21 protein-coding genes are annotated in these 26079 nt (G+C 65.2%); 10 read left to right on the top strand and 11 right to left on the bottom strand.

Annotated features, from left to right (window positions below):
* The first annotated feature begins 32 nt into the window (after window positions 1–32).
* Window positions 33–1409, top strand: coding sequence for an alpha/beta fold hydrolase (locus tag PSV33_RS10975; RefSeq protein ID WP_300561576.1), 1377 nt, complete (start codon window positions 33–35; stop codon window positions 1407–1409).
* 386 nt (window positions 1410–1795) lie between these two features.
* On the opposite strand, the gene PSV33_RS10980 is transcribed toward PSV33_RS10975, so the two are convergent.
* Entirely contained in the window at window positions 1796–2353 is a 558-nt protein-coding gene (locus PSV33_RS10980) for an HNH endonuclease (RefSeq protein WP_300511629.1), read from the bottom strand.
* A gap of 159 nt (window positions 2354–2512) precedes the next feature.
* Between PSV33_RS10980 and PSV33_RS10985 the strand changes: the two genes are divergently transcribed.
* The 5 genes from PSV33_RS10985 to PSV33_RS11005 all read left to right on the top strand — a co-directional run bounded on the left by PSV33_RS10985 (window position 2513) and on the right by PSV33_RS11005 (window position 10176).
* Complete coding sequence (locus PSV33_RS10985) at window positions 2513–3547, top strand: bifunctional riboflavin kinase/FAD synthetase (protein WP_300561578.1); 1035 nt, start codon at window positions 2513–2515, stop codon at window positions 3545–3547.
* A gap of 109 nt (window positions 3548–3656) precedes the next feature.
* Window positions 3657–6503 carry an isoleucine--tRNA ligase gene (gene ileS / locus PSV33_RS10990; protein WP_300561581.1) on the top strand — a complete coding sequence of 949 codons (2847 nt, stop codon included), beginning with the start codon at window positions 3657–3659 and terminating at the stop codon, window positions 6501–6503.
* Window positions 6503–7000 carry a signal peptidase II gene (lspA, locus tag PSV33_RS10995; RefSeq protein ID WP_300561583.1) on the top strand — a complete coding sequence of 166 codons (498 nt, stop codon included), beginning with the start codon at window positions 6503–6505 and terminating at the stop codon, window positions 6998–7000. Before ileS ends, lspA begins: the two co-directional genes overlap by 1 nt.
* A gap of 269 nt (window positions 7001–7269) precedes the next feature.
* Window positions 7270–8937, top strand: coding sequence for a Na/Pi cotransporter family protein (locus PSV33_RS11000; RefSeq protein WP_300561586.1), 1668 nt, complete (start codon window positions 7270–7272; stop codon window positions 8935–8937).
* A gap of 18 nt (window positions 8938–8955) precedes the next feature.
* Window positions 8956–10176, top strand: a complete 1221-nt coding sequence (locus tag PSV33_RS11005) for a multidrug effflux MFS transporter (protein ID WP_300561588.1) — start codon at window positions 8956–8958, stop codon at window positions 10174–10176.
* 127 nt (window positions 10177–10303) lie between these two features.
* On the opposite strand, the gene PSV33_RS11010 is transcribed toward PSV33_RS11005, so the two are convergent.
* The 4 genes from PSV33_RS11010 to PSV33_RS11025 all read right to left on the bottom strand — a co-directional run bounded on the left by PSV33_RS11010 (window position 10304) and on the right by PSV33_RS11025 (window position 15103).
* Window positions 10304–11116, bottom strand: a complete 813-nt coding sequence (locus tag PSV33_RS11010; protein WP_300561590.1) for an NUDIX domain-containing protein — start codon at window positions 11114–11116, stop codon at window positions 10304–10306.
* Window positions 11117–11181: 65 nt separating this feature from the next.
* Complete coding sequence (locus PSV33_RS11015; RefSeq protein ID WP_300561592.1) at window positions 11182–12549, bottom strand: DUF1501 domain-containing protein; 1368 nt, start codon at window positions 12547–12549, stop codon at window positions 11182–11184.
* Between the two features lie 20 nt (window positions 12550–12569).
* Window positions 12570–14024, bottom strand: a complete 1455-nt coding sequence (locus PSV33_RS11020) for a DUF1800 domain-containing protein (RefSeq protein ID WP_300561595.1) — start codon at window positions 14022–14024, stop codon at window positions 12570–12572.
* An 83-nt stretch (window positions 14025–14107) separates the two neighbouring features.
* On the bottom strand, window positions 14108–15103 hold the full coding sequence (locus PSV33_RS11025) for a quinone oxidoreductase (protein WP_300561598.1): 996 nt from the start codon (window positions 15101–15103) through the stop codon (window positions 14108–14110).
* Between the two features lie 166 nt (window positions 15104–15269).
* Here PSV33_RS11025 and PSV33_RS11030 point away from each other — a divergent pair, with 166 nt between their 5' ends.
* Window positions 15270–16169: a DMT family transporter gene (locus PSV33_RS11030; RefSeq protein WP_300561601.1), complete on the top strand. Its 900-nt coding sequence runs from the start codon at window positions 15270–15272 to the stop codon at window positions 16167–16169.
* Window positions 16170–16378: 209 nt separating this feature from the next.
* Here the strand turns inward: PSV33_RS11030 and PSV33_RS11035 are convergent, their stop codons facing one another.
* Window positions 16379–17212, bottom strand: a complete 834-nt coding sequence (locus PSV33_RS11035; protein WP_300561603.1) for a hypothetical protein — start codon at window positions 17210–17212, stop codon at window positions 16379–16381.
* A gap of 107 nt (window positions 17213–17319) precedes the next feature.
* Window positions 17320–18417: an SMP-30/gluconolactonase/LRE family protein gene (locus tag PSV33_RS11040; RefSeq protein ID WP_300561606.1), complete on the bottom strand. Its 1098-nt coding sequence runs from the start codon at window positions 18415–18417 to the stop codon at window positions 17320–17322.
* A gap of 126 nt (window positions 18418–18543) precedes the next feature.
* On the opposite strand from PSV33_RS11040, the gene PSV33_RS11045 reads away from it, so the two are divergent.
* A complete protein-coding gene (locus PSV33_RS11045; protein WP_300561609.1) occupies window positions 18544–19764 on the top strand; it encodes an MFS transporter in 1221 nt (406 codons plus the stop codon).
* 142 nt (window positions 19765–19906) lie between these two features.
* Here the strand turns inward: PSV33_RS11045 and PSV33_RS11050 are convergent, their stop codons facing one another.
* Window positions 19907–20701: an SDR family oxidoreductase gene (locus PSV33_RS11050; protein ID WP_300561612.1), complete on the bottom strand. Its 795-nt coding sequence runs from the start codon at window positions 20699–20701 to the stop codon at window positions 19907–19909.
* Between the two features lie 36 nt (window positions 20702–20737).
* Between PSV33_RS11050 and PSV33_RS11055 the strand changes: the two genes are divergently transcribed.
* Complete coding sequence (locus PSV33_RS11055; protein WP_300561615.1) at window positions 20738–21325, top strand: SH3 domain-containing protein; 588 nt, start codon at window positions 20738–20740, stop codon at window positions 21323–21325.
* A gap of 8 nt (window positions 21326–21333) precedes the next feature.
* Window positions 21334–22398 carry a M48 family metalloprotease gene (locus PSV33_RS11060; protein WP_300561618.1) on the top strand — a complete coding sequence of 355 codons (1065 nt, stop codon included), beginning with the start codon at window positions 21334–21336 and terminating at the stop codon, window positions 22396–22398.
* A gap of 47 nt (window positions 22399–22445) precedes the next feature.
* On the opposite strand, the gene PSV33_RS11065 is transcribed toward PSV33_RS11060, so the two are convergent.
* The 3 genes from PSV33_RS11065 to PSV33_RS11075 form a co-directional block, all read right to left on the bottom strand.
* Window positions 22446–23315 (bottom strand): DMT family transporter, encoded by an 870-nt coding sequence (locus PSV33_RS11065; RefSeq protein WP_300561785.1) that lies wholly within the window; start codon window positions 23313–23315, stop codon window positions 22446–22448.
* Between the two features lie 78 nt (window positions 23316–23393).
* Window positions 23394–25004 carry a gamma-glutamyltransferase family protein gene (locus PSV33_RS11070; protein WP_300561621.1) on the bottom strand — a complete coding sequence of 537 codons (1611 nt, stop codon included), beginning with the start codon at window positions 25002–25004 and terminating at the stop codon, window positions 23394–23396.
* Between the two features lie 55 nt (window positions 25005–25059).
* Window positions 25060–26055 (bottom strand): tripartite tricarboxylate transporter substrate binding protein, encoded by a 996-nt coding sequence (locus PSV33_RS11075; protein WP_300561624.1) that lies wholly within the window; start codon window positions 26053–26055, stop codon window positions 25060–25062.
* Window positions 26056–26079: the final 24 nt, after the last annotated feature.

Consider the following 26079-nt stretch of genomic DNA (forward strand, 5'->3'; position numbering starts at 1 on the left):
CCCTCGCGGGCTTTTTTCATCGGGAGACAACCATGACCTCACGCCGCAGCCTATTTGCCATCCTCGCCAGCAGCCTGCTGCTGGCGGCCTGTGCCACAGCGCCCAGCCTTGAATCGCAGCCACCGATTGTTTTTGTGCACGGCAACGGCGACAGTGCCTCGATCTGGCAAAGCACGGTCTGGCGTTTTGAGTCCAACGGCTGGCCGCGCGAACGCCTGCACGCCATCGATCTGCCCTACCCGCTGGCGCGCGACGATGACGGCAAGGCCCAGCCGGGACGCACCTCGACCGCGGAACACATGGCCTACCTGAAGGCGGAAGTCGACAAAGTGCTGCAGGCCACGGGCGCCCGCCAGGTGGTGCTGGTCGGCAACTCGCGCGGCGGCAACGCCATCCGCAACTACATCTACAACGGCGGCGGCGCCGCGCGCGTGAGCCACGCCATCCTGGGCGGCACACCGAATCACGGCGTCTGGGCGACGAAAGGCTTCCGCGAAGCCAACGAGTTTTCCGGCACCGGGCCTTTCCTGACAGGGCTCAATGCGCCCAAGAATGCCGCCGGCGACGAAGTCAGCGGCCCGGTCAAGTGGCTGACCCTGCGCTCTGACAACAACGATAAATTCGCCCAGCCAGACGGCCTGTGGATAGGCGCCAAAGGCACACCCACCAACGTCAGCTTCGAGGGCCCGGCGCTCAAGGGTGCGACCAACACCGTGCTGCCGCGTGTGGACCACCGCGAGACTTCTTTTTCTCCTGCTGCGTTTGAGGCGACCTACCGCTTCATCACCGGCCGGGCGCCCCAGTCTTCAGCGATCCAGAGTGAAACACCGGTGGTGCTGAACGGCAAGATCACCGGCATGGGCCTGCGCCCGACCGACCCGGCGTCGGGCAACTATTCGAACAACCTGCCGCTGCCCGGCGCGCAACTCACGGTCTACGCCACCGACCCGGCCACCGGCGCACGCGTGGGCAACGCGGTGCACAGCAAAACGGTTGGCGCCGACGGCCTCTGGGGCCCCTTCACCGCCCAGCCCGGCACGCCTTATGAATTTGTCATCAGCGCGCCAGGGTATGCGACCACCCACATCTACCGCAGCCCGTTTGCACGCTCCAGCCAACTGATACACATGCGCGCAGACCGATCCGCCGAGGCCGACAAGAGCGCCAAGTCCAGCGTCACCCTCACCCGGCCGCGCGGCTACTTCGACGCCGCGCGCGACAAGATGTCCTTCGACGGCAAAGCGCTGCCTGGCGTGCCGCCCGCGGGCGCAGGCGTGTCGAGTTCCAAGATCAACCTGAGCCAGGAAGGTGTCCGGCCGATTGCGGCGGAGTTCAACGGCGAAAAAATCACCGGCCGGACCTGGCCCATGGCGGAGGGGCACCTGGTGGTGCTGGAGCTGACCTACTGAGTTTCTGAAATCACCGCTCGGCAATGGGGCTGAGCGTGTCGAAGTCCGCTCGGTGGCAAGGTCACCCTCGCCTATTGTGTGAACAGGGTTCGCTATCACTTTAATAGCTGCTCACGCAAGCCCCCAAAGGACTGGGGGCAATTTCTCGCCGTACGTTAGCTACACCGGCCTGTCTGATATCCGAAGCAAGGAAGGCCAAGCCCCGGGGCTTGCTGTGCAGGCTAGCGGCAAGAAAGTGTCCGGCGAATGACGTGTAAAAAGCTGCATTGAAAGTTAGCTGGATAGCTCCCGAAACAAAGGCGGGCAGGGTCTCAAGCCGGATGAAACTTGCCCATCCGTTCGCGGATATCTGCACTCAGCAAATTTTGCAGCAGAAGCCGTCCAGCTCACACCAGCAGCCGCGACGTCCTCGGCACATGCGCCATCAGAAACTCCATCTGGTCCGCCAGGATGCGGCGGTTGCGCAGAATGAAGTCTTCCCAGAGGCTGGGAACATACGGTGTGTAGAGCAACGGCATGTGTGCCTGCTCGGGGGTGCGGCTGCTCTTGCGGTGGTTGCAGGCGCGGCAGGCAGTGACCACATTCATCCAGGTGTCGATGCCGTTCTGCGCGAACGGGATGATGTGCTCGCGGGTCAGGTCTTCTTCATGGAAATGGTCGCCGCAGTAGGCGCACACGTTGCGGTCACGGGCGAACAGCTTGCTGTTGGTCAGCCCGGGCTTGAGGTCGAAGGGGTTGATGTTGGGCACGCCCTTGGTGCCGATGATGCTGTTGACGTTGATGATGGACTGGTTGCCGGTGATGGCGTTGTGGCCGCCATGAAACGTGGCCACCTGCGCACCCATCTCCCAGCGCACTTCATCCGAGGCATAGTGCAGCACGGCTTGTTCGAGGCTGATCCACGATTGTGGCAACCCCTGGGCTGAGAGCTTCAAGACCTTCAAACGAACCTCCATTAGTCAAAAACCACATGGAAACCGGACTTAAACTGCTTGAGCCCTCAATATACAGGGAATTTGTGACAAAGCCTGGTCACAAGCCCTTTCAAGGCGCCCGGGCCGCATGGGACCGGCGCCAAGTGCTATTAAAACGATAATAAAACGATGAAAGTTTTCCGCGGCTACCTCCACCCCCAGCTGGCGGCGCAGTGCGCGCTGACGATCGGCAACTTCGACGGCGTGCACCGCGGCCACCAGGCCATGCTGGCACTGCTGAAAAACGAGGCTCAGCACCGCGGCGTGCCCAGCTGCGTGATGAGTTTTGAGCCCCATCCGCGCGACTACTTCGCGGCTGTGACGCGCAAGCCCGAACTGGCGCCGGCGCGCATCGCCACCCTGCGCGACAAGCTGACCGAGCTGGCGCGTTGCGGCATCGACCAGTGTGTGGTGCTGCCCTTCAATGCGCGGCTGGCGTCCCAACCGGCCGAAGCCTTCATCGAAGACGTGCTGGTCAAAGGCCTGGGCGTGCGTTATGTGCTGGTGGGTGACGACTTCCGCTTTGGTGCCAAACGCGCGGGCGACTACGCCATGCTGGACGCAGCCGGCGAGCAACTGGGTTTTGACGTGGCCCGCATGAACAGTTATGAAGTGAGTAACACCCGGGTCTCCAGTTCAGCCGTGCGGGAAGCCCTGGGCCAGGGCCAGATGAGCCGCGTGGCCAGCCTGCTGGGCCGGCCATACAGCATTTCCGGTCATGTGGTGCACGGCCGCAAGCTCGGGCGCGAGCTCGGGTTTCGCACCCTGAACCTGCGCTTTTCCCACTGGAAACCGGCAGCCAGCGGAATTTTTGCGGTGCAGGTGTTTGGCCTGACGGACCAGCCCGTGCCCGGTGTGGCCAACCTGGGCATCCGGCCCTCGCTGGACCCCGCCGACGTGAACGGCGGACGCGTGTTGCTGGAGACCCATTGCCTGGCCTGGCCGGCCGGCTTGGGGCCGGAGGAGGCATACGGTAAAATCATTCGGGTGGAACTGCTACACAAACTGCACGACGAACTGAAATACGACGGTCTGAACAGCCTCAAGGCGGGCATCACCAGAGACTGCGATGATGCGCGGGCATTTTTTGCCGAGGCCGCAAAGTCATTTTCAGCGTCCATGCACACGGAAACCAGCCGCCAGACCACGCGCGACCGAATTTAGACGATCTCGTCGCTCCTGGCCCCGCCCCTTCCTCCGGGCGACCGGCTTTCTTCCCGACCCGTATTTCCGGCGGCTTGGCCTCATCAGGCCGCTTCAACAAGAGCATCCCATGTCCGACAACAAGACCGATTACCGCAGCACCCTGAACCTGCCCGACACACCTTTCCCCATGCGCGGCGACCTGCCCAAACGCGAAGCCGGCTGGGTCAAGGCGTGGGACGACAAGGGCATCTACAAGAAGCTGCGCGACGTGCGCGCCGGCAAACCGAAGTTTGTGCTGCATGACGGCCCGCCGTATGCCAACGGCCAGATCCACATCGGCCACGCAGCCAACAAGATCCTCAAGGACATGATCGTCAAGGCGCGCCAGCTCAAGGGGCTGGACGCCGTGTATGTGCCGGGCTGGGACTGCCACGGCCTGCCGATCGAAAACGCCATCGAAAAACTCCATGGCCGAAATCTTTCAAGAGACGACGTGCAGGCCAAGAGCCGTGCTTTTGCCACCGGGCAGATCGCGCAGCAGAAAGAAGACTTCAAGCGCCTGGGCGTGCTCGGTGAATGGGCCAACCCCTACCTGACCATGAACCCCGGCAACGAAGCCGACGAGATCCGCGCGCTCAAACGCATCATGGAACGCGGTTTTGTCTACCGCGGCCTCAAGCCTGTCTACTGGTGTTTTGACTGCGGCTCCTCGCTGGCCGAGTTCGAGATCGAATACGCCGACAAAAAATCGCAGACCCTGGACGTCGGCTTCCCGTGCGACCAGCCGGACAGGCTGGCCGCCGCCTTCGGCCTGAAGAGCCTGACCAAGGACGCCTTCGCCGTGATCTGGACCACCACCGCGTGGACCATTCCGGCCAACCAGGCGCTGAACCTGAACCCCGATCTGGACTACGCGCTGGTCGATACCGAACGCGGCATCCTGCTGCTGGCCGCCTCGCTGGTGGACAAGTGCCTGGAGCGTTACCAGTTGACCGGCACGGTGCTGGCCACCACGGCCGGCAAACACCTGGCGCTGATCAATTTCAGACATCCGCTGTACGACGTGAAAGACAGCAACGGAAACCACGGCTATCGGCGCCTGAGCCCGGTCTTCCTGGCCGACTACGCGACCGCCGACGACGGCACCGGTATCGTGCACTCCTCGCCCGCCTACGGCGTGGAAGACTTCAACTCCTGCGTGGCCAACGGCATTGCCTACGACGACATCCTGAACCCGGTGCAGGGCAACGGCCGTTACGTTGACGAGCTACCGTTGTTCGGCGGCCTGAACATCTGGAAAGCCGCACCGATGGTGATCGAGGCCCTGCGCGACGCCGGCCGCCTGTTTGCCACGCATGACATCGTGCACAGCTACCCGCACTGCTGGCGTCACAAGACGCCGGTGATCTACCGCGCCGCCGCCCAATGGTTCATCCGCATGGACGAGGGCGAAGGCGTGTTCACCCAGGACAAGGCGCCGCGCACCCTGCGCCAGCTGGCACTGGCCGCGATCGAGGAAACCAGCTTCTACCCGGAAAATGGCAGGGCCCGCCTGCACGACATGATTGCCGGCCGGCCCGACTGGTGCATCAGCCGCCAGCGCAACTGGGGCGTGCCCTTGCCGTTTTTTGTCCATACCGCCACCGGTGAATTGCACCCGCGCACCATGGAGATCATGGACCAGGCCGCCGCCATGGTGGAGGCCGGTGGCATCGAGGCCTGGAGCAAGGCCAGCGCCGAGTCCATCATCGGCGCCGACGGTGAACATGGGGCCCCCAACTACATCAAGAGCACCGACATCCTCGACGTCTGGTTTGACTCGGGCACCACCCATTTTCACGTGCTCAAGCGCAGCCATGCCGAACAGTCGGCCTGGCCGGCCGACCTGTATCTCGAAGGCCACGACCAGCACCGCGGCTGGTTCCACTCCTCGCTGCTCACCTCGTGCGCGATGTACGACCACGCGCCCTACAAGGGCCTGCTGACGCACGGCTTCACGGTGGACGGCAAGGGCCGCAAGATGAGCAAGAGCGAAGGCAACGTCGTCGCGCCGCAGGAGATCTCGGGCAAGCTGGGTGCCGAAATCATCCGCCTGTGGTGCGCATCCACCGACTACTCGGGCGACCTGGCGATCGACGACAAGATCCTGGCCCGTGTGGTGGACGCCTACCGCCGCATCCGCAACACGCTGCGTTTTCTGCTGGCCAATGTCAGCGACTTCGACCCGAACCAGGACACCGTGCCGCTGGAGCAGATGCTGGAGATCGACCGTTACGCGCTGAGCCGCGCAGCCCAGCTGCAGGCCGACATCCTGGCGCACTACGAGGTCTACGAGTTCCACCCGGTGGTCTCCAGGCTGCAGATCTACTGCAGCGAAAACCTGGGCTCCTTCTACCTGGACATCCTGAAAGACAGGCTGTACACCACCGCACCGAAGTCGCTGGCCCGACGCAGCGCGCAGACGGCCTTGCACCAGATCACCCACGCCATGCTGCGCTGGATGGCGCCGTTCTTGAGCTTCACGGCCGAAGAAGCCTGGCAGGTGTTCGGCAGTTCGGAGTCCATCTTCATGGAAACCTATGCCGACCTGGCCGCGCCCGATGAGGCCCTGCTGGCCAAATGGACACGCATCCGCGAATTGCGTGATGCGGTCAACAAGGACATCGAGGCGCTGCGTACCGACGGCAAGGTCGGCTCATCGCTGCAGGCCAGAGTGAGCCTGGAGGTCACCGCCGACGACCACGCCCTGCTGGCCAGCCTTGGCGAGGATCTGAAGTTCGTCTTCATCACTTCCGCTATTGATTTAATAGCTGGAGACGCACAATCCATAAGGACTGAAGCCAGTTCTGCCGTCAAATGTGAGCGCTGCTGGCATTACCGCGAGGACGTGGGCCACGACGCCGCGCACCCGACGATCTGCGGCCGCTGCACCAGCAACCTGTTCGGTGCAGGGGAAGAAAGGAAGTACGCCTGATGACCAAAACCACCTTCGGAACCACCTCCCCCAGCCTGCTGCCCTGGCTGGGCCTGGCGTTGATCCTCCTGATTGCCGACCAGCTCACCAAGGTGCTGATCCTGGGCTATTACCAGCTTGGGGACGCGACCTATGTCACCTCTTTTTTCAACGTGGTGCGGGTGCACAACACCGGTGCCGCGTTTTCCTTCCTGGCTTCCGCGTCGGGCTGGCAACGCTGGTTCTTCACCGCCATCGGTATCGCTGCGGCGCTGTTCATCCTGTGGATGCTCAAGTCGCACGCGGGGCAAAAGCTGTTCTCCTTTGCACTGGCCTGCATTCTGGGCGGCGCCGTCGGCAACGTGATTGACCGCACCTTGCACGGCTACGTGGTTGACTTTCTGGACTTCCACTACGCCGGCTGGCACTTCCCCGCGTTCAACGTGGCCGACAGCGCCATCACCGTCGGCGCCATCTGCCTGGTGCTGGACGAATTGCTGCGCGTGAAGAGAAGTTAGCCCCCCACGCTGCGCCGCTCCGCGGGTCGCGGCACCTTGCAGGCCGCCGCTCGCCAGAGGCTTCGCTTCTGACGCCTGTCCAAACCGGCTCAAGCAGGTTAGGAGCTGCAGGCGCCAGCCCCGAGGGGGCGCTGCGCCTGCGGCCCGGCCAAGCCGGTTCCGCGGCCCCGGCTTGCAGGAGATTGCCATCGTGCTTCCCCGCATCGCCTCCTGAGGCTTCGAAGAATGCCTCCCGGCCAGCGCGCGGAGGTTATAGTGATTCCCAGTTTATGAAGCATCTGTTGAATCTGCTGGCCGCCATAGCGCTGCTGGTCTGGGGTACCCATCTGGTTCGCACCGGCATCCTGCGGGTGTTCGGGGCCAACTTACGCCATGTGTTATCCCACAGCATCGGCAACCGGTTCACCGCCGCCCTGTCGGGCATCGGCGTGACCGCGCTGGTGCAGTCCAGCACCGCCACCTCACTGATCGTGTCCTCCTTTGTCGGCCAGGGGATGATTGCACTGCCGCTGGCCCTGGCCGTGATGCTGGGCGCCGACATCGGCACCAGCCTGATGGCCGTGGTGTTCTCGTTTGACTTGTCCTGGCTTTCGCCGCTGTTCATCTTTACCGGAGTGGTGCTGTTCATCTCGCGCCAGACCACCAATGTCGGGCGCTTCGGCCGCATCCTGATCGGCCTGGGGCTGATGCTGCTGGCGCTGCGCCTGGTGACCGACTCGACCGCAGTGCTGACCTCGAACACGGCCGTCAAGGCCCTGCTGGGCACGCTCAGCAGCGACATGCTGCTGGAGATCACGGTCGGTGCGGTGCTGGCGGTGGTGTCCTACTCCAGCCTGGCCATCGTGCTGCTGACGGCCACGCTGGCGGCCTCAGGCGTGATTCCGCTGGACGTGGCGCTCGGGCTGGTGCTGGGCGCCAACCTCGGCAGCGGCCTGCTGGCGGTGCTGACCACGGCCCGCTCGGCCATCGAAGTGCGGCAGGTGCCTCTGGGCAACTTTCTTTTCAAGCTGCTCGGCGTCGCTGCCGCCGCCCCCCTTGTCGGCCTGTGGCTGCGCCATGTGCGCCCCCTCCTCGGTGAGGCCGCCACCACGGTCGTCCTGTTTCACCTGATGTTCAACGTGCTGGTCGGGCTGGTGTTCATCACCTCGACGCAGGTGGTGGCACGCTGGGTCGAGAAACTCCTGCCGCGCCCGGTCAAAGGTGCCGCGGCCGGCGGCCGCCCGCACCATCTGGACCCGTCGGCGCTGACGACCCCGTCTCTGGCCATCTCGTGCGCCGCCCGCGAAGCGCTGCACCAGGCTGACGTGGTGGAAAGCATGCTGATCGGCATGCTGGAAGTCATGCGCCGCAACGACCTGCGGCTGGCCGAAGACCTGCGCAAGATGGACGACACGGTGGACGAGCTGTATTCGGCCATCAAGTACTACCTGACCAAGATTTCGCGCGAGGCCCTGGGCGAGGAGGAAAGCCGGCGCTGGACCGACATCATCAGCTTCACCATCAACATGGAGCAGATCGGCGACATCATCGAACGCGTACTGATCGACATCGAGGACAAGAAGATCAAGCCAGGCCGCAACTTCTCGGAAGCCGGCATGGCCGAGATCTGCGAGTTGCACCAGCGCCTGCTCGACAATCTGCGCCTGGGCATGAGCGTCTTCCTCAACGGCAGTGTGCGCGACGCGAAAAAGCTGCTCGAAGAAAAAGCGCGTTTCCGCGACCTGGAGCGCGCCTACGCCACCACCCATCTGGGCCGCCTGTCCGAGCGCACCATGCAGAGCATGGAAACCAGTTCACTGCACATCGATTTGATCAGCGACCTCAAACGCATCAACTCGCACATCTGCTCCATCGCCTACCCCATCCTCGACTCCGCCGGTGCGCTGGTGCCCAACCGTCTGCGCCAGAGCGCCTTCAGTGATTCCGTCTCCCGCTGACCGCGGGAACATGTTGCGATGAATCCCGACGCCCAACAGCTCTGGCGCGCCCCGCGCTGGGCACTGGCCGCGCTGCTGGCGCTGCTGGGCATGCTCGGGCCGTTTTCCATCGACACCTACATCCCGGCGTTCTCGGGCATTGCGCATTCGCTGGGCGCGACGCCGGTCGAGATGCAGCAGACGCTGTCGGCCTACCTGTTCGGTTTTGCCTTCATGAACCTCTTTCATGGCGCGCTGGCCGACAGCTTCGGCCGCCGCCCCGTGGTGCTGTGGGGCATTGCGATGTTCACCCTCGCCTCGGCCGGTTGCGCGCTGTCGCAAAGCATTGAACAGCTGGTGTTTTTCCGGGCGCTGCAGGGCCTGTCCACGGGCGCCGGCATTGTGGTCTCGCGTGCCGTGATCCGGGACATGTTCCCGCCCGCGCAGGCCCAGAAGATGATGAGCCAGGTGACAATTTATTTTGGCGTGGCACCGGCGATAGCGCCCATCATCGGTGGCTGGCTGTTTGTGCACCTGAACTGGCACGCGATCTTCTGGTTTCTCACCGGCGTCGGCGTGCTGCTGTGGAGCGCCAACTACCGCCTGCTGCCCGAGACACTGCATGTCTCACAGCGCCAGCCCTTCAATGTGAAACACCTGATGCGCGGCTACTGGCAGCTGGGTTCGAGCGCGCGCTTCCTGCTGCTGGCGCTGGCGAGTGGGGTGCCCTTCAACGGCATGTTTCTCTACGTGCTGGCGGCGCCCGAGTTCCTGGGCTCGCACCTGGGGCTGGCGCCCACCGAATTTTTCTGGTTTTTTGTCCTGACCATTTCCGGCATCATGGCCGGCGCATGGGTCAGCGGCCGCATGGCGGGCAGGGTCGCGCCCAAGCAGCAGATCCGCCACGGCTTTGTCATCATGCTGGTGATTGCGGTGCTCAACCTGGCGGCCAACCTGCTGTTCAAGGCGCACGTTTCCTGGGCGCTGTTCCCGATTGCCGTGTTCGCCTTCGGCTGGGCCCTGATGGTGCCGGTGGTAACGCTGCTGGTGCTGGACCTCTACCCCGAGCGGCGCGGCATGGCGTCGTCGCTGCAGGCCTTTATCGGCTCCACCGCCAACGGCCTGGTGGCCGGCGTGATCGCGCCGCTGATCATGCATTCCACCGTGGCACTGGCGGCAACGTCGCTGCTGATGATGGGTATCGGCCTGCTGGCCTGGCTTTACCTGCATCACCGGTGGCCCGAAATCGGAAGGAGTTAAGGCCCCCACGCTCCGCCGCTCCGCCGCTGCGCGGGTCGCTGCCCCCCGAGGGGGCGCTGCGCCTGCGGACTGGCGAAGCCAGATCCGCGGCCCCTGCTGAATTTAAAGCTCCCGCGCTGCTGACGTGTTATGCCAGCAGCGCGGCCTGGATCAGGGCTGCCTCGAGCGTGAACTCACCGTCGCGCATCTTCTGCAGCAGCTCGTAGCCGTCCATCAGCGCGAAACACGCGACCTCGCCGTCCTGGTTCACCGGCGTGACACCATCCGGCACGGTGCAGTGGTACCAGTCCAGATATTCCTGCAGATAACCGGCACCGCCGCCATCGCGGGCAGGACGGCAGGTGTGGATGCGCCCGCCGTAACGCAGCGCCTGGAGATCGGCCAGATGCAGGCCGGCCTCTTCCCAGGTCTCGCGCGCCAGCGCGCTGTCCAGTGTGTCTTCGGCAGACACCATGCCACCCATCAGGGTGTCCCAGAGGCCGGGATCGTTGGGTTTGTCGAGGGCGCGCTGCTGCACCCAGAAGCGTCCGTCGCTCGTCTGCCCGACCAGATGCACGGCCCGCGTGACGATGCCCAGCGGCCGCACCGCCGCCCTTTCCACCGTGCCCAGCACCTGCCCCTGCGCGTCGGCCACGGCCAGTTGTTCGTCGCGCCAGGCACCTGCCAGACCCAGCTGGTGCAAGGCTGCGGCGATCTGGTGGAGTCCGGCGCTCAGCTCTCCCTGGAGGTGCCAGCCAGGCTCTCCGAATCGCTCCTCTTTTAATAGCTTCTCGCGCCCGTCCGGTAAGGGCTGGAGCACGATTTTGCTTAAAAACTCGGGCTCGACCGAGCCGATCACTACCTCGCCCGCCCACAGCGGCACGCGCGGCCGCAAAGGAGGCTGCGTGGCGGCGGCGTGCAGGGTGCGCAGGTAGTCCGGATCCGGTGTGGGCAATTTCATGGCCCGTATTACAACGCAAGCCCGTGACAGCTGTCGCACTGGCACCGGGGCCAACGCCGGGTGGCTCAGGTTTTTGCCATCAGGCCATCGAGCCGGCTGTCCCAGCGCGCGCCCGGCAGCGCCGTGGCCAGTGCCGCATCACCCAGCGCAAAAGTGCGGCGCAGCACCTGGGCCAGCACGGCACGGTAGTCGTGGTGGGCCGGCAGGTCGCGGCCTTCGTTGAGGTTGCCCCGCGCCAGGCCCGTCCACTGGCCGTGCCAGCGGCCGCCGCTCACACGGTTGCCGATCAGCCACATCGCATTGCCGAAACCGTGGTCGGTGCCGCGGGTGCCGTTTTCCGCCGTGGTGCGGCCGAACTCGCTCATGACCACGATCACGTCGCCCGGTTCGGAGAAGTCCCGACGCAGCTGCGCCACACCGCGCGCCAGGTTGCCGAGGTTGTTGGCCAGCAGGCCGGTGACCGCGCCCTGGTTGGCGTGGGTGTCCCAGCCGCCGGCCGACAGGAAACCCAGGCGAAGGCTGCGGTCGTTTCGCATCAGCGTGCCCAGGTGTTGGGCATCGAGCTGCAGGCCCACCGGGTCCGGTGCGCCGTTGCTCGCCGCCAGCATTTGCGCGGACTGGGCCTGGGCACCAGCTGGGGTGCCGTCGCGGTCCAGCTGGCGGTCCGCCATGGGCATGCCAGCCTGACCCATGGCGTTGCGGCGGACGTCGGCAGCGGCTTTTTCGCTGCTCAATTCCTGCGCGCTCTGCATGCGGCTGCCCGCCCCCTGGCGGAAGGCCCGGCTGATGTTGTCGTCACCGGCATAGAGGTCCAGCAGGGCCTGGCGCGTTTTGTCGTTGGCCAGCACACCGGTGCGTTCGGCGGCCTGCCCGCGCGGGATCAGCTTGACCGACGCCGGCCCGCCGAGAATCGCCGGGTTGGCCTCGCCCACGCCCAGTGCCGCTGCGGGGCCTTTGGCGCCGGCACGCAGGCCGGCCACCTGGTTGAGCCAGCCCGGCGCACTGCTGGTGCGCCCGGGCTGTGCAATTTCCATCTGGTACTGCGCGTCGAAGTGCGATCGGTTTGGTGCAGGCAGGCCGGCCGCCGGAACAAAACCCAGCACACCCTGCTGCCACAGCGGCAACAGGGGCGCCAGCGCCGGATGCAGCGCAAAGGTGTTGTCCAGCCGCAAGGCGGTTTGCGTACTGCCATCCGGTGCGGCAATCGCGATATTCGGCCGCACGGCGTAGTAGTCGCTATCGGCATAAGGCACCAGCGCCGACAGACCATCGTAGGCGCCGCGCAGCAAGACCACCACCAGGCGGCCGCCGTCGAGCGAGGTGGTCCCCGGCGCCAGTGCCTGCGCCCAGGCGCCCGCGCCCAGGGGCAGTGCTGACAGTGCGCCCGCCTGAAGCAGGCGGCGTCGTTGCAGGAAGAACAGATCTGGATGCATGAAAACTCCTCGGCGCGGTGTTATTTGCGCATGAAATCGGGGCTGGCCAGCAACAGGCCGGTGCGCAGCGGCGCGGCCTCGCGGCCAATACGCTCGCGTGTCGGGCCGCCCAGAAACACGTTCAGGTAGCCGGGTTCTGCCATGCGCTGCGCCAGGCCCAACGCATAATCCGCGCGCCGGGTCAGGGCCTCGGGCGCCAGCCAGGTGGCGGCATCGGTCTTGTAGCCGTCCGGGGTTTGCCAGCCATGCATGGGCTGGCCGGCCTGCGTCAGAAAACCCAGGGTCTGCATCAGGTCGCGCCGGTCCTTCACGCCGCCGGCAACGGTCAGCGCCGAGCAGGCATAGTCCAGCGGCGTCTTGAAGAGCTGGTTCCCGGCTGCCCAGAACTCCGGCGCCGACACAAGCGTGCGCATCACGGCGCGGATGTCGCCTTGCGTGGCCAGAAAGGTCTTGCTCAGGCGGTCCACCAGCGCCGGCGGCGGCTGGTCGGCCACAAAAAAGCTGGCCAGGCGCGTCGCAATTCTTCGCGCCGTGGCCGGCTGGCGCGCCAGAAACCGGATGGCCTCCTCGCCTTCGGCCATCCCCTGCGCGGCGTAGGAACGGCCCAGCAAGGTCTTGTCACCGTGGTCGTGCAGGCGCTCGACAAAACGAAAACCCTCACCGCCCCGAATATTCACGGTCCAGCCGGTCAGGATGCGGGCCAGCTCGCGCACGTCGGCCTGGGTGTACCCGCTGTTCACACCCAGGGTGTGCAGCTCCATGAGTTCACGGGCGTAGTTTTCGTTGAGTCCGCGGCTGTTGCTCTGCGCCTGGTCCAGGTAAAGCAGCATGGCCGGGTGCTGCGCGCTGGCCAGCAGCAGGTCTTCAAAACGCCCGAGCGCGTGGGGCCGGATCACGTTGACGACGTAGTGCCCGACAAAAGGCCGCACCGTGCCCTTGCCGACAAACACGTTGAGATGGTTGAACCAGAACTCGGTCATTCGGGCCAGCAGGGGGTCCTCGACAGCCGGGTTACTGCAGGCCACCAACCGCCAGGCTGCGGCACTCTGGGCCATCTCGCGGCTAAACACCTCCGCACCGCCCGCGCCGGGCAATGGGGTTCGCCCGGCAGCGTCCGGCCTGGCCTGCTCGCGCAGGGTTTTGCGGGCTTCGCGTTCTTCATGGAATTCGCGGACGATGTCGTTCAGCGGTGCATTGATGCGCGCCAGCTCGGCCGGCAGCCGGGGCGGCCGCTGGCTGGCAGCGTAGGCGACGTCAACCTGCTGCAGCGCCCAGGCACGGGGGCCGGCCTGGGCTGCCTGCGCCAATGCGGGTGTGGGCGCATACCCGAGCCGCGAGGTGGCACGCCAGGCGGCCGCCGTGTTGGCGGAAGGCGCGCCGGCGTCGGTCTGCGCCCGCAGCGCGGGGCTGCCGAGGCTGGCCAATGCTGCCAGCATTCCTGCAAGCAGTCGGTTGAGCGTGGTGGCTGTGGGCATGGTCACTCCTGAAGCCCCATTTAACGCCGGGACCAGGCCTGGCGTTGAACCGCAGCCGCAGCTTTACACAGCTTTGCCGCTGCCTACAGCGTGAGGATGGTGCAGCCGGTGGTCTTGCGCGCTTCCAGCGAGATGTGCGCCTGCTGCACCTCGGCCAGCGGGAAACGCTGGTCAATCGGAATATTCACCTTCCCGCTGCTGACCATGGCAAACAGCTGGTCGGCCATGTCCTGCGTGCTTTCGCGCGTGGCGATGTGGGTGAACAAGGTGGGGCGCGACACATACAGCGAGCCCTTGGCGGCCAGCAGGCCGATTTCCAGCGGCTCGACCTTGCCCGAGGCGTTGCCGAAATTGGCCAGCAGGCCAAACGGGCGCAGGCAGTCGAGCGACTTGAGGAAGGTGTCCTTGCCGACCGAGTCGTACACCACCTTCACGCCCTGGCCGCCGGTGATCTCCTTGACGCGGGCGACAAAATCCTCTTTCGCGTAGTTGATGACAAAGGCCGCGCCTTGCGCCTTGGCCAGCGCGCACTTGTCGTCCGAACCGGCCGTGCCTATGAGTTGCAGACCCATGGCCCGGGCCCACTGGCAGGCGATCAGGCCGACACCGCCGGCCGCGGCGTGAAACAGCACAAAATCGCCAGCCTGCAAGCCGCCTTGCGGCTGGGTGCGGTTCAGCAGGTACTGCACCGTCAGGCCCTTGAGCATCATGGCTGCGCCGGTCTCGAAGGAAATGTCGTCGGGCAGCTTGCAGACACACTTGGCCGGCATCACGCGCAACTCGCAGTAGCTGCCGGGGGGCTGGCTCGCATACGCCGCGCGGTCACCGGCCTTCAGGTGCGTGACACCCTCGCCGACGGCCTCGACCACGCCCGAGGCCTCCATGCCCAGCTGCAGCGGCATCGGCAGCTTGTACAGGCCGGCGCGCTGGTAGACGTCGATGTAGTTCAGGCCCACCGCCTTGTGACGGATGCGGATCTCGCCGGGGCCGGGTTCGCCGACAGTCACCTGCACCAGCTTGAGTTCTTCGGGACCGCCGTTCCGGTCAATCTGGACGGCGAGCGAGGTGGTCTGGGCCATGGGGGTTCCTTGGAATGCGATGGAAGGGCTGCAAAAAGAAGAAAGCGGCCTGCATCCTGCCACGAATCAACGTGATCTGCTCGCCGCAGCCGCAGCGGACCCGGGCACCGGGCGGGTGTTCAGGCTTTCTTCAGCAATCGCGCCGCGTGCTGGGTACAGTCGCCGCATGACGCCCGGCCTGACTCCTCGCACTGCCCTGCTCCTGATCATCCCGCCGCTGCTCTGGGCCGGCAATGCTGTGGTCGGGCGGCTGGTCAACCAGCTGGTGCCGCCCATCACGCTGAACTTCCTGCGCTGGGCGCTGGCGTTTGTCATCCTGCTGCCGCTGGCCAGCTGGGTGCTGCGCCGCCGCAGCGGCCTGTGGGCCCACTGGCGGCGTTTTGCGCTGCTGGGTCTGCTGGGGGTGGGCGCCTACAACGCGCTGCAATACCTGGCTCTGCAGACATCGACCCCGCTCAATGTGACGCTGGTCGCGGCCAGCACGCCGGTGTGGATGCTGGGCATAGGCTGGCTGTGTTTTTCCCAGAAGGTGTCGCGGCGGCAGATCATGGGGGCACTGCTGTCCATCGCCGGCGTGCTGGTGGTCCTGTCACGCGGCCAGTGGTCCCTGCTGACCCAGGTCCGGCTGGTCCCCGGCGACCTGTATGTGCTGCTGGCCACCATGGCCTGGGCGTTTTACAGCTGGCTGCTGGCCAAACCCGCGGAGCCGCCGGAGATCCGCAACGACTGGGCGGCCTTCCTGATGGCGCAGATGATTTTCGGGCTGGGCTGGTCCGGCCTGTTCGCGGCCAGCGAATGGGCGCTGACCGATGCCCACATCCAGTGGGGCTGGCCCCTGATCGCCGCGCTGCTCTATGTCGCACTCGGCCCGGCCATCCTGGCCTACCGCTGCTGGGGCGTGGGCGTGCAGCGCGCCGGTCCCGCAGTGGCGGGCTTCTTCGCCAACCTCACGCCGCTGTTTGCAGCCCTGATGTCGGCCGCGTTCCTGGGCGAGTTGCCGCACCTGTACCACGGGCTGGCGTTCGCGCTGATTGTGGGCGGGATTGTGGTGTCGGCGCGGCGATAAGCCGCTCACCAGTCCCGATCGGTGACGTAACACGTATGCCTTCATCCCACGGCCGACAATGGTTCGCTGCATCTGGAGGAGAAGGTCTTGCGGATTGCCAGCGCCAGCCAAGGCACTATGGACTGGTCGGCGCCGGTCGGTGATGCTGCCCTCGGCGTCCGTGCCGGCCAGGCAATGATTGACGCGCAGCAAGGCGAGGTGCGAAAAAACTAATCGAGTCTCGAAAGCGTGAGCGCAAGCGCTGGAAAGTCCTGGTTGTTGATGCGCGTCGCAAGCTTGGTGCCCGTCATGGTGCTGCCGGTCATCTCGAGTTCATAGGTCATTGCACTCCGGTTGGACTGCATTGCACCGTCATTGGCATACACAATGACGGTAACCCTGTTGCCCTGTCGGCTCCAGCGCGCAGGATACTTGTCCGCATAACTCGCCGCGCCCTCGCCCTGAATGGTCAGCCTTGCGCGTTCGCCAGCTTCCGTGACCACCTGCCAGACGCCCACCGGCGTGGACTGCGCCGCCGGTCTTTGAGGGGCAACGCTGGACGGTAGCGCCGGCTCAGCTTTCGTGGTCGAGGCCTGCTTGCCCGAGCCAGCGCCAATACACTGAAAACTTCCGTCGGGTGAGTCCTTGATTTCAGACTTTCCAAAACCGATGCTGCCCTCACAGGCCGCATAGCGATAGTCCTGGATGCCGCTGGCGCGCGTGCTGGCTCCCGCTTCAATGTTGTTGGAGTGGGTATAAAAACTGTTTCCCGCGGGCCCGTCACCGCACCTCTTTTTGGTGTACTTCTGCTCGCCACACCAGACCACAAAAACCTTGTAGTTGCAGCTGTTCCTGAAAACAATGTCCTGTCTGTCGCGCGATGCGGAAACACAGTCCATGGCGCTCCGGCCGGGGTTGCCGGCCGCTGACGCGCCCGCCGCAAAGAAGGCCAGCAATATGGCCAGCAAATACCGATGTTTCATTTTCTCTCCCCAGAGAGTTATCCGGAAAGTTGGCCATCTCCCTGCGGGGCCAACACAGAAGGGGAGCTTAGAGGCAGGCATCTGATTGCGCCATCCCCGGAACAGGGGGTGCGGAAATACACAGTCCAGGCTTGAACACCCCGTGGTTGCGGCTTGACCCTGGGTGGGTCGTCGCCGTACCGGCTGGTTTACTTCGCCAGCCAGCCCAGGCCTTTGGCGTGCAGGCTCTGGATGTAAAGCCTGTCAGCTGTTTCCGTGACGCCGGTGGTTTCCGGGTAAGCCCCGCTGGGGTCCTGCAGGTCGGCGACGATTTTTCCGTCTTCGGTGAATGCCAAGACATGCCCGTACGAGGACGGAATGGGCCACATCGCGCGCGGCAGCCGCAGGGTGAGCTTGCGTAGAAAAGGATGGTCCGCGAGTTTGTCGACCGTCGGGTTTCTGGGCTTGGCCAGGCCCAGCCAGATTCTGCCGTCCAGGCCGCGCATGAGGTTGTCGGGGTAACCGGGCAGGTTGTCCAGCAGCACACTGGCTTGCGGATTCGGTTGCGCCACGTCCAGCTGGCTGGCGTCCACGGAAATTTTCCACACACGGTACTTGCCGGTTTCGTTGACGAACAGGAACCGGCCGTCCTGGCTCAAGGCCACACCATTGGCAAAACTCAGGCCCTGGGCAAGCACCCGGGTGGCCCGGGTCGCCGGGTCGTATTCCAGGATTCGCCCCGTCGAGGACTGCTCGAGAATGTCCAGCACACTGGCTTCAAAGGTGCCGCCCCACGCGGCCGGCGAAAAACGTGTGGAGGCATCGCTGACATACATTTTCCCGTTGCCGGCCACAACGACCGCGTCCGCATAACGGATCGGGTCTGCCCCGACCCGGTCGGTCAGCAGCGTGATTTTTCTGTCCGGACTGATGGACAGCAGGCCCTTGACCGCATCGGCCGCTATCAGCTGGCCTGCGGCGTCAAAATCAAAACCCAGCACCCTGCCGCCGGTGTTGGCGAACACCTCCTGCGCACTGCCGTCGGGATTCATGCGCAGGATGTTGCCGCTGGCGACGGTGGCGTACAGCTTGCCGTCCCTGGCGATCACCACATGCTCGGGCCCTTCTTCCGCACCCAGCGAAATCATTTGCAGCCCCGCCAGTCGGGTGTTGACCGCGTGCGTTCCGGTGTAGCCAGGGGGCGTGTTTGCGTTCCAGCTCACGGGCTCTATCGGTACCGGCCACCCACTCAGGTACGCACCCGCCGCCACCACCATCAAGACCACGATCCATGTTGCCTTTTTCATGGCTGCACTATAGCCTTGAGCGCAGCCTGCAGCCGACCATGCAGGCCTTCGTTGACAGGTCCGCCAATGGCCAGCCGTCGCGCGGAGACCGCGGCATGATGCCCGTTTCCGGAAAACACCCACCCCATGACACCTGCGCTTCCCCGTTCCCTGCTGACCCTCACCAACGCCAACCTCGCGGCGCAGTCGGCCGAGCAGCTGAGTCTGGCGGCGGTGCCCATCGTCGCTGTGCTGGCCCTGGGCGCCGGGCCCGGCGACATCGGTCTGCTGGCGACCGCCCAGACCCTGCCCTTTCTGCTGCTGTCGATTCCCCTGGGTCTGCTGGCCGACCGTACGTCGCGGCGTCGCCTGATGGTGTGGGCCGAAACCTTGCGCGGCCTGGCCATGTTCGGCCTGCTGGCCGCCGTGATGTCCGGCCAGCTCTCCATCGGCCTGCTGGCCGTGCTGGGATTTCTCGGTGCGGTCGGCACGGTGGGTTTCAGCGTGGCTGCGCCTGCGCTGGTCCCCGCGCTGGTGCCGCGTGAAGCCCTGGCGCGTGCCAATGGCCGGCTGGAGCTTGCCCGAAGTGCCGCGTTTGCCGCCGGGCCCGCGCTGGGCGGCGCGCTGGTCACCTGGGCCGGCGCACCGGCTGCGTTTGTGCTGGCGGCCGTGTTGTCAGGGTCTGCGGTGGTTTTGCTGCTGCAACTGGTGGAGCCACCGCGCGCCCTCATGGCCAGGCGCCACCCCCTGCTCGACATACGGGACGGCGCCCACTGGGTCTGGGGTCATGCGCTGTTGCGGCCCATTTTTCTGACGGCTGTGGCCTGGAATATCTCCTGGTTCGTCCTGCAGGCCGCCTACGTGCCCTACGCCATCCGTCTGCTCGGCCTGAGTGCTGCGGCCGTGGGCATGACACTCGCCGCGTATGGCGCCGGCATGGTGGTGGGCGCGCTGCTGGCGCCGCACCTGGTTGCGAAGCTGCCCTTCGGCCGGGCCATTCAGCTGGGGCCGGCCGTGTCGGTGCTGGCAGCGCTGACCATGCTCGCCACACTTGCCCTTCCATCCGGCGTGCTGGCGGGCCTGGCATTTTTTCTTTTTGGCGCCGGCCCGATTGTCTGGACCATCACCTCCACAACCTTGCGGCAGACCGTCACCCCCGGCGCGATGCTGGGGCGCGTGTCGGCGATTTTTCTGGCCGCCAATACCGGGGCCAGGCCGATCGGCGCCGCACTGGGCGGCTTGGTTGGTGCGACCTGGGGCGAACCCGCCTGCCTGGTGCTGGCCCTGGCGGGGTTCGCCGTGCAGGCGTGGGTTATTTTCGGCTCGGAAGTCAGGGTGCTGCAGCGCCTGCCCCAGGCATTGGGCTGAGCAGCGTGCCCGTCAAAAAGCGTCCGTCAGGCGCGATGTGAACCCACACGCACCCACACAAGGCACGCCGCCATCCAGTGCCCGACCGGACGCGTTCCGGAGATCGAGGAAGTTGCGAAGGAACGCCCTCTGCGGATCAGGTTCAATAGGTCCCGGGATAAGCCCCACCATCGGCCAACACGTTCTGACCCGTCATGTACGCGGCATGGGTGCTGCACAAGAAGGCGCAGATCGCACCGAACTCGTCGGGCGTGCCAAAGCGGCCAGCTGGAATTTGCGCCTGTTGCGCGCGGCGGACCTCTTCGACACTCTTGCCGGACTTCTCGGCAGCAGCACGCACGGTGGTAGCGATGCGGTCGGTGTCGAACTTGCCGGGCAGCAGGTTGTTGATCGTGACACCCTGGGCTGCCAGTTTGGTGCGTGCCACGCCAGCAACAAACCCCGTCAGCCCGCTGCGCGCACCGTTGCTCAAGCCCAGAATATCAATCGGCGCCTTCACCGAGCTGGAGGTGATGTTGATGATGCGGCCGAAGCCGCGCGCCGCCATGCCGTCCACCGTGGCCTTGATCAGCTCGATCGGGGTCAGCATGTTGGCGTCCACCGCCTTGATCCAGGCGTCGCGGTCCCAGTCGCGGAAGTCGCCTGGTGGCGGACCGCCGGCGTTGGTCACCACGATGTCGAAGTCCTTGCGCACCGCGAAGACCGCCGCGCGGCCTTCAACGGTTGTGATGTCTGCTGCAACAAACTGCACGCTGGCGCTCGCCGGTCGGGCGCTGTCAGCTATCAATTTTGCAGCAGTCGCTTCCAGGACCTCGGCGCCCCGCGCGACGATCAACACATTCACACCTTCGCGCACCAGCGCCTGGGCACAGCCCAGACCGAGGCCCTTGCTTGCGCCGCACACCAATGCCCATTTGCCTGCGATACCTAAATCCATAATAATTTCCGCTTCTTCGTTGAAAGTTGATGGGCCATGATACTGAGTAAATCCAAGCGCGTTCACTGGCTGGGCTCTTGCTCCCTTCTGCTGGCCGGCGCCCTGGCCCATGCACAAACGGAAGCAGTGCTGGTCAAGCGCAGCACCGAATTGCGCGAGGCACCTGGGGAAACATCGCGCAGCCTGGCCCCGCTGGCGGCGCGCACACCGGTCACGCGCTCCGGTGCGCGCCAGGGCGCATGGATCCAGGTGCGCACCGCCGAAGGCGCCAATGGCTGGGTCCACATGTTCGACGTGGCCCCGGCCAGCAGCGCCACGGCGCCCAGCACCGGCGCCAATGCACTGCGCGGCCTGACCAGCTTCTTCAACAAGGGCAGCGCCCAGGGGGGGACCACCACCGCCACCTCCACGGTGGGCATACGGGGACTCGGCGCGGAAGACCTGGCGCGCGCGCAACCCGACATGGCGGCGGTGGCGCAAGCCGACACGCTGCGCATGGATGCCGACCAGGCCCGGCAGTTCGCCAGCGCAGCGGCACTGAGCAGCCGGCCGGTGGAGGCCCTGCCCAACCCGGCGCCGGCGCCGCTGCAAAACACCGGCCCTGCGGGCAATAACAACAACTAGGAGCCGCCATGACGCAGCCACCCCTTTCCCCGCAACCGGCCTGGCTGTTGACGCTGGCCCTGACAGCCGGTCTGGCCTGTTTGCCAGCGCACGGCCAGGACGCCGGCAAGGCCCTGAACCTGCTGGGCTCTTTTCTGCGCCAGGCGGCCCCTGCCGAAGCGCCGGCGCCAGCCCAGCCGTCCACGCCCGGCGGGATGCTGGGAAACATGCTGGGCGCCAGCTTCGCGCCGGCCGGCGCTGGCCAGGCGGCACGGGCCGGTGACCTGATCGGCCTGCTGTCGCAGTCGCTGGAACAGATTGATGAACCGAAGGAAATTGAAATCGGCCGCCAGCTGGCCGCCGTCTTGCTGGGCAGCAAGCCGCTGCATCCCGACATGGCGCTGCAGCGTTACGTCAACCAGCTCGGGCGCTGGATCAGCCTGCAGTCCGCGCGGCCGCAACTGCCCTGGACCTTCGCGGTGCTGGACGATGCCGGCTTCAACGCCTTTGCCGCGCCCGGCGGTTATGTGTTCGTGACCAAGGGGTTGATCGAGCGTGTTGCCGACGAGGCCGAGCTCGCCGGCATCCTGGCGCATGAAATCACCCACGTGACCGCCAGACACCACCTGCAGGCAATCGCTAAGACCGCACGCGCCGGCCTGCTCACACAGGTCATCGGATCGCAGGTCAAGGGGGAGCTGGCAGGCGCGGTGTCGGCCCAGTTCCTGAGCCTGGGGCGCGACCTGTATTCACGCGGGCTGGACCAGAGTGATGAATTCGACGCCGATCGCAGTGGTGTCGCACTGGCCGCGCGTGCCGGTTTCGACCCCTACGGCCTGGTGGCCGTGTTGCAGCAGCTGCGCACCGCCACGCCTGACAACCCCCTGTTTGCACTGTCGCTCAGCACCCACCCGCCCGCGCAGCAGCGGCTGGACCTGCTCGAGCAGGCCATGGGCAACCGGATGGATGGCCTGAGCGGACAGCAGGCCGTCACCGTGGCCCAACGCATGGAAGGCCTGGCAGTACGGCGAAATACCAACGCCAGCGCCGCGCCGTCTGGTCCCGCCCCCAAACGCACGCCCGTCAAGAAATAACCAGCACGTTCACCTGCCGCTGCGCACGCAGTGAGCGACCGTAGGGGCTATTTCCCGCGGGAGAACACGAAGATGCCGGTAATCACCAGCACCGTCCCCGCCGCCACCCAGGCGGTAAACGGCTCGCCCAGAATCAGCACCCCCATCAAAATGGTGGACATCGGGCCGACCATGCCGGTCTGCGCGGCCATGCTGGCGCCTATGCGTTCAATAGCCATCATCACCATCAACACCGGGGCCGCCGTGCACAGCGTGGCATTGAGCACCGACAGCCAGACCACCTCGGGCGCGACCGCCGCAGCACTGAACGGTCTGAGCAGCACGAACTGCAGGATGCAGAACAGGCAGGCGACCGTGGTGGCCAACCCCACCAGACGCAAGGCGCCCAGGCGCTGGACCATCTCGCCGCTGTAGACCAGGTAGAGCGCGTAACTGACGGCGCTCAGAAACACCAGAAGCGCACCCCAGGCGGCCTCCGGCCCCAGCAGGGTGATCTCGTGGCCGAAGACCAGCACCACGCCGCTGTAGCTGATCGCCATGCCCATGATCTGCGGGGCGCTGATGCGCCTGCGGTACAGCACCAGACCCAGCAGCAAGACCAGCGTTGGGTTCAGGTAGAGGATCAGCCGCTCGAGCGAGGCGCTGATGTAGGCGAGCCCGGCAAAGTCCAGAAAACTCGCCAGGTAATAACCGGTGAAGCCCAGCCAGAGCACACCCAGCCAGTCCTTGCGGGTCAGGGCCGCCTTGCCCCGGCTGGCCCACCACGCCATGACCGCAAAGATCGGCAACGCAAACAGCATGCGGTACATGATGAGCGTGACCGCATCGACGCCGTAACGGTAGGCGAGCTTGACGATGATCGCCTTGCCGCTGAAGGCGATGGCGCCGAGGGTTGCCAGCAGCAACCCGGTCGCTATGCTTTTAGGAGCTGTCTGCGCCCGCTGGTCTTGGGCTGGGAGTGTTTTTGACTCTGAACTTTTGGACAAGAGGAAATTCTAGAAACCGACGGCCTGACCGTCGCGCCGGCTGTCACTGGCCGCCACATAACCTTCGACCTTGGGATCGCCCGCGCGGCAGATGAACTGGCCCGCGCCGAAGTCCTGGTAGGAGTCGTTGATCACTTCCATGCGGTGGCCGCGCTCCGACAGGCCCTGCACGGTTTGCGGGTTCATCGCCGCCTCGACATTGATTTCAAAACCGGCGTTGTAGCGCCAGCGCGGCGCATCACAGGCGGCCTGCGGGTTCTGCCCGTAGTCGAGCATGCGCACCAGCGTCTGCATGTGGCCCTGGGGCTGCATGTTGGCACCCATGACGCCGTAAGACATGACGGGCTGTCCGTCCTTCGTGAGGAAGGCCGGGATGATGGTGTGGAAAGGCCGTTTGCCCGGCGCCACCTGGTTGACGCCGGTCTGCAGGCTGAAGCCGTGGCCGCGGTTCTGCAGGCTGATGCCGAACTCGGGCTCGACACAACCCGAGCCAAACCCCATGTAGTTGCTCTGGATGAAGCTGACCATCATGCCGTCCTCGTCGGCTGCGGTGAGGTAAATGGTGCCGCCCTTGACCGGGTTGCCGGCGCCGAAGTCCTGCGCTTTTTTCATGTCGATGAGTTTGGCACGGGAGGCAAGGTAGCTGTCATCGAGCATTTGATCGACGCTCACCTCCATTGACGATGGCTCCGCCACGTATTTGTAGACGTCGGCAAACGCCAGCTTCATGGCTTCAATCTGCAGGTGCTGTGAATCCACCCCGTCCACCGCAAGGCCTGCGACATCGAACTTGTCCAGGATGCCCAGCGCAATCAGTGCCGAGATGCCCTGGCCGTTCGGCGGAATTTCGTGCAGCGTGTATCCGCGGTAGTCCTTGCCGATGGGCTGGACCCACTCCGGCTGGTAGGACGCAAAGTCTTTGGCCGTCAGGCTGCCGCCGTTTTGTGCGGAGAATTTTTCAATCGCCTGCGCAATCTCACCGCCGTAGTAGGCCGCACCCTTGCTCTGGGCGATTGCCCGCAGCGCCCTGGCCGCCGCCTTGAACTGGAACAGCTCGCCCACATTCGGCGCGCGGCCCCAGGGCAGAAAAGACTGGGCAAAACCGGGCATGGCTTTGAGTTCATCGGTAGCGGCCGCCCACTTCTGTTGCACCACCGGCGGCAGCAGGTAGCCCCGCTCGGCGATTTCAATCGCGGGCTCCATCAGGTCGGCAAACGGCAGCCGGCCAAAACGCTCGCTCATGGCGACCCAGCCGGCCACGGCACCGGGCACGGTCACCGAATCAAGACCGCGCTTGGGCGGGGTGACGGCGCCGTCGCCGTATTTGCGCTTGAAGTAATCCGGCGTCCAGGCCTGCGGTGCACGCCCCGAGGCGTTGAGGCCATGCAATTCCTTGCCGTCCCACAGGATGCAGAAGGCGTCGCTGCCCAGGCCGTTGCTGACCGGCTCGACGATGGTCATGGCAGCGGCCGCAGCAATCGCCGCATCCACCGCGTTCCCGCCCTTGAGCAGCATGCGCAGCCCGGCCTGCGCGCCCAGCGGGTGCGAGGTGGACACCACATTGCGGGCAAACAGCGGAATGCGGGTGGAGGTGTAGGGATTGTTGTAGTCGAAGTTCATGGACGGCTCTGAAAAAAGAGGGCTGGCGCCAGGCCCTGGCGCCGGATTAGCGTTGTCAGTCGGTGGTGATCTTGCGCTCGGAAATGATTTTTTTCCACTTGGCGTTGTCGGTCCTGACCATGGCCGCAAAAGCCTGCGGGGTGCCACCGGTGGGCTCGGCGCCCAACCGGGCAAAACGATCCTTCACGTCGGGGTCGGCCAGCGCCGCATTGAGCGCCTGGTTCACCCGCGCCGTCAGCTCGGCATTCAGGCCTTTGGGGCCGTACACGCCAAACCAGGTCACTGACTCGAAGCCCGGCAGGCTCTCGGACACCGTCGGAAGGTCAGGTGCGAGCGCCGTGCGTTTGAGGCTGGTCACGGCCAGGGCGCGCAGCTTGCCGTCCTTGACATGCGGCATGCCGGTCACAAAGGAGTCGAACAACACGTCGAGCTTGCCGCTGATCAGGTCCGGCATGGCCAGCGCCGTGCCCCGGTAGGGAATGTGAAGAATGAAGGTGCCCGACTGCGCCTTGAAGTACTCGGTGGTCAGGTGCACGATGGTGCCGTTGCCGCTGGACGCGTAGTTCAGCCGACCCGGATTTTTTCGCGCATGGTCCATGAACTCCCGCATGGTCCTGGCCGGCGAAGACATGGGCACCAGCACCACGTTGGGCGAACTCGCGACATAGGCGATCGGCGTGAAATCGGTCTCGGCGTTGTAAGGAATTTTCGGGTTGATGGCCGGGCCTATGCTGTGGGTGCTGGAAGTCGCCAACAGCAGCGTGTAGCCATCCGGCGCGGCCTTGGATGCAGCGTCGGCGCCTATGGTCCCGCCGGCGCCGGGCCGGTTGTCGACCACCACGGTCTGCCCGATTTTTTCACCGAGCTTCTGCGATAGCGCGCGCGCCAGGATGTCAGTGGCGCCGCCTGCCGGAAAGGGCACGATCATGCGGATCGGCCGCGAAGGGTAAGCCGTGCCCGGGGCGGCCGCAGAAGTCTGTGCCGCAACGGGCATCGCGGCCGCAATTGCCAGGCTGGCGGTCGTCACGAAAATGATATGTCTACGTTTCATTTCGACATTGTGCAACGGTTTTCC

Origin of the sequence: Polaromonas sp., assembly GCF_029945895.1 — a bacterium.
Taxonomy (GTDB): Bacteria; Pseudomonadota; Gammaproteobacteria; order Burkholderiales; family Burkholderiaceae_C; genus Polaromonas.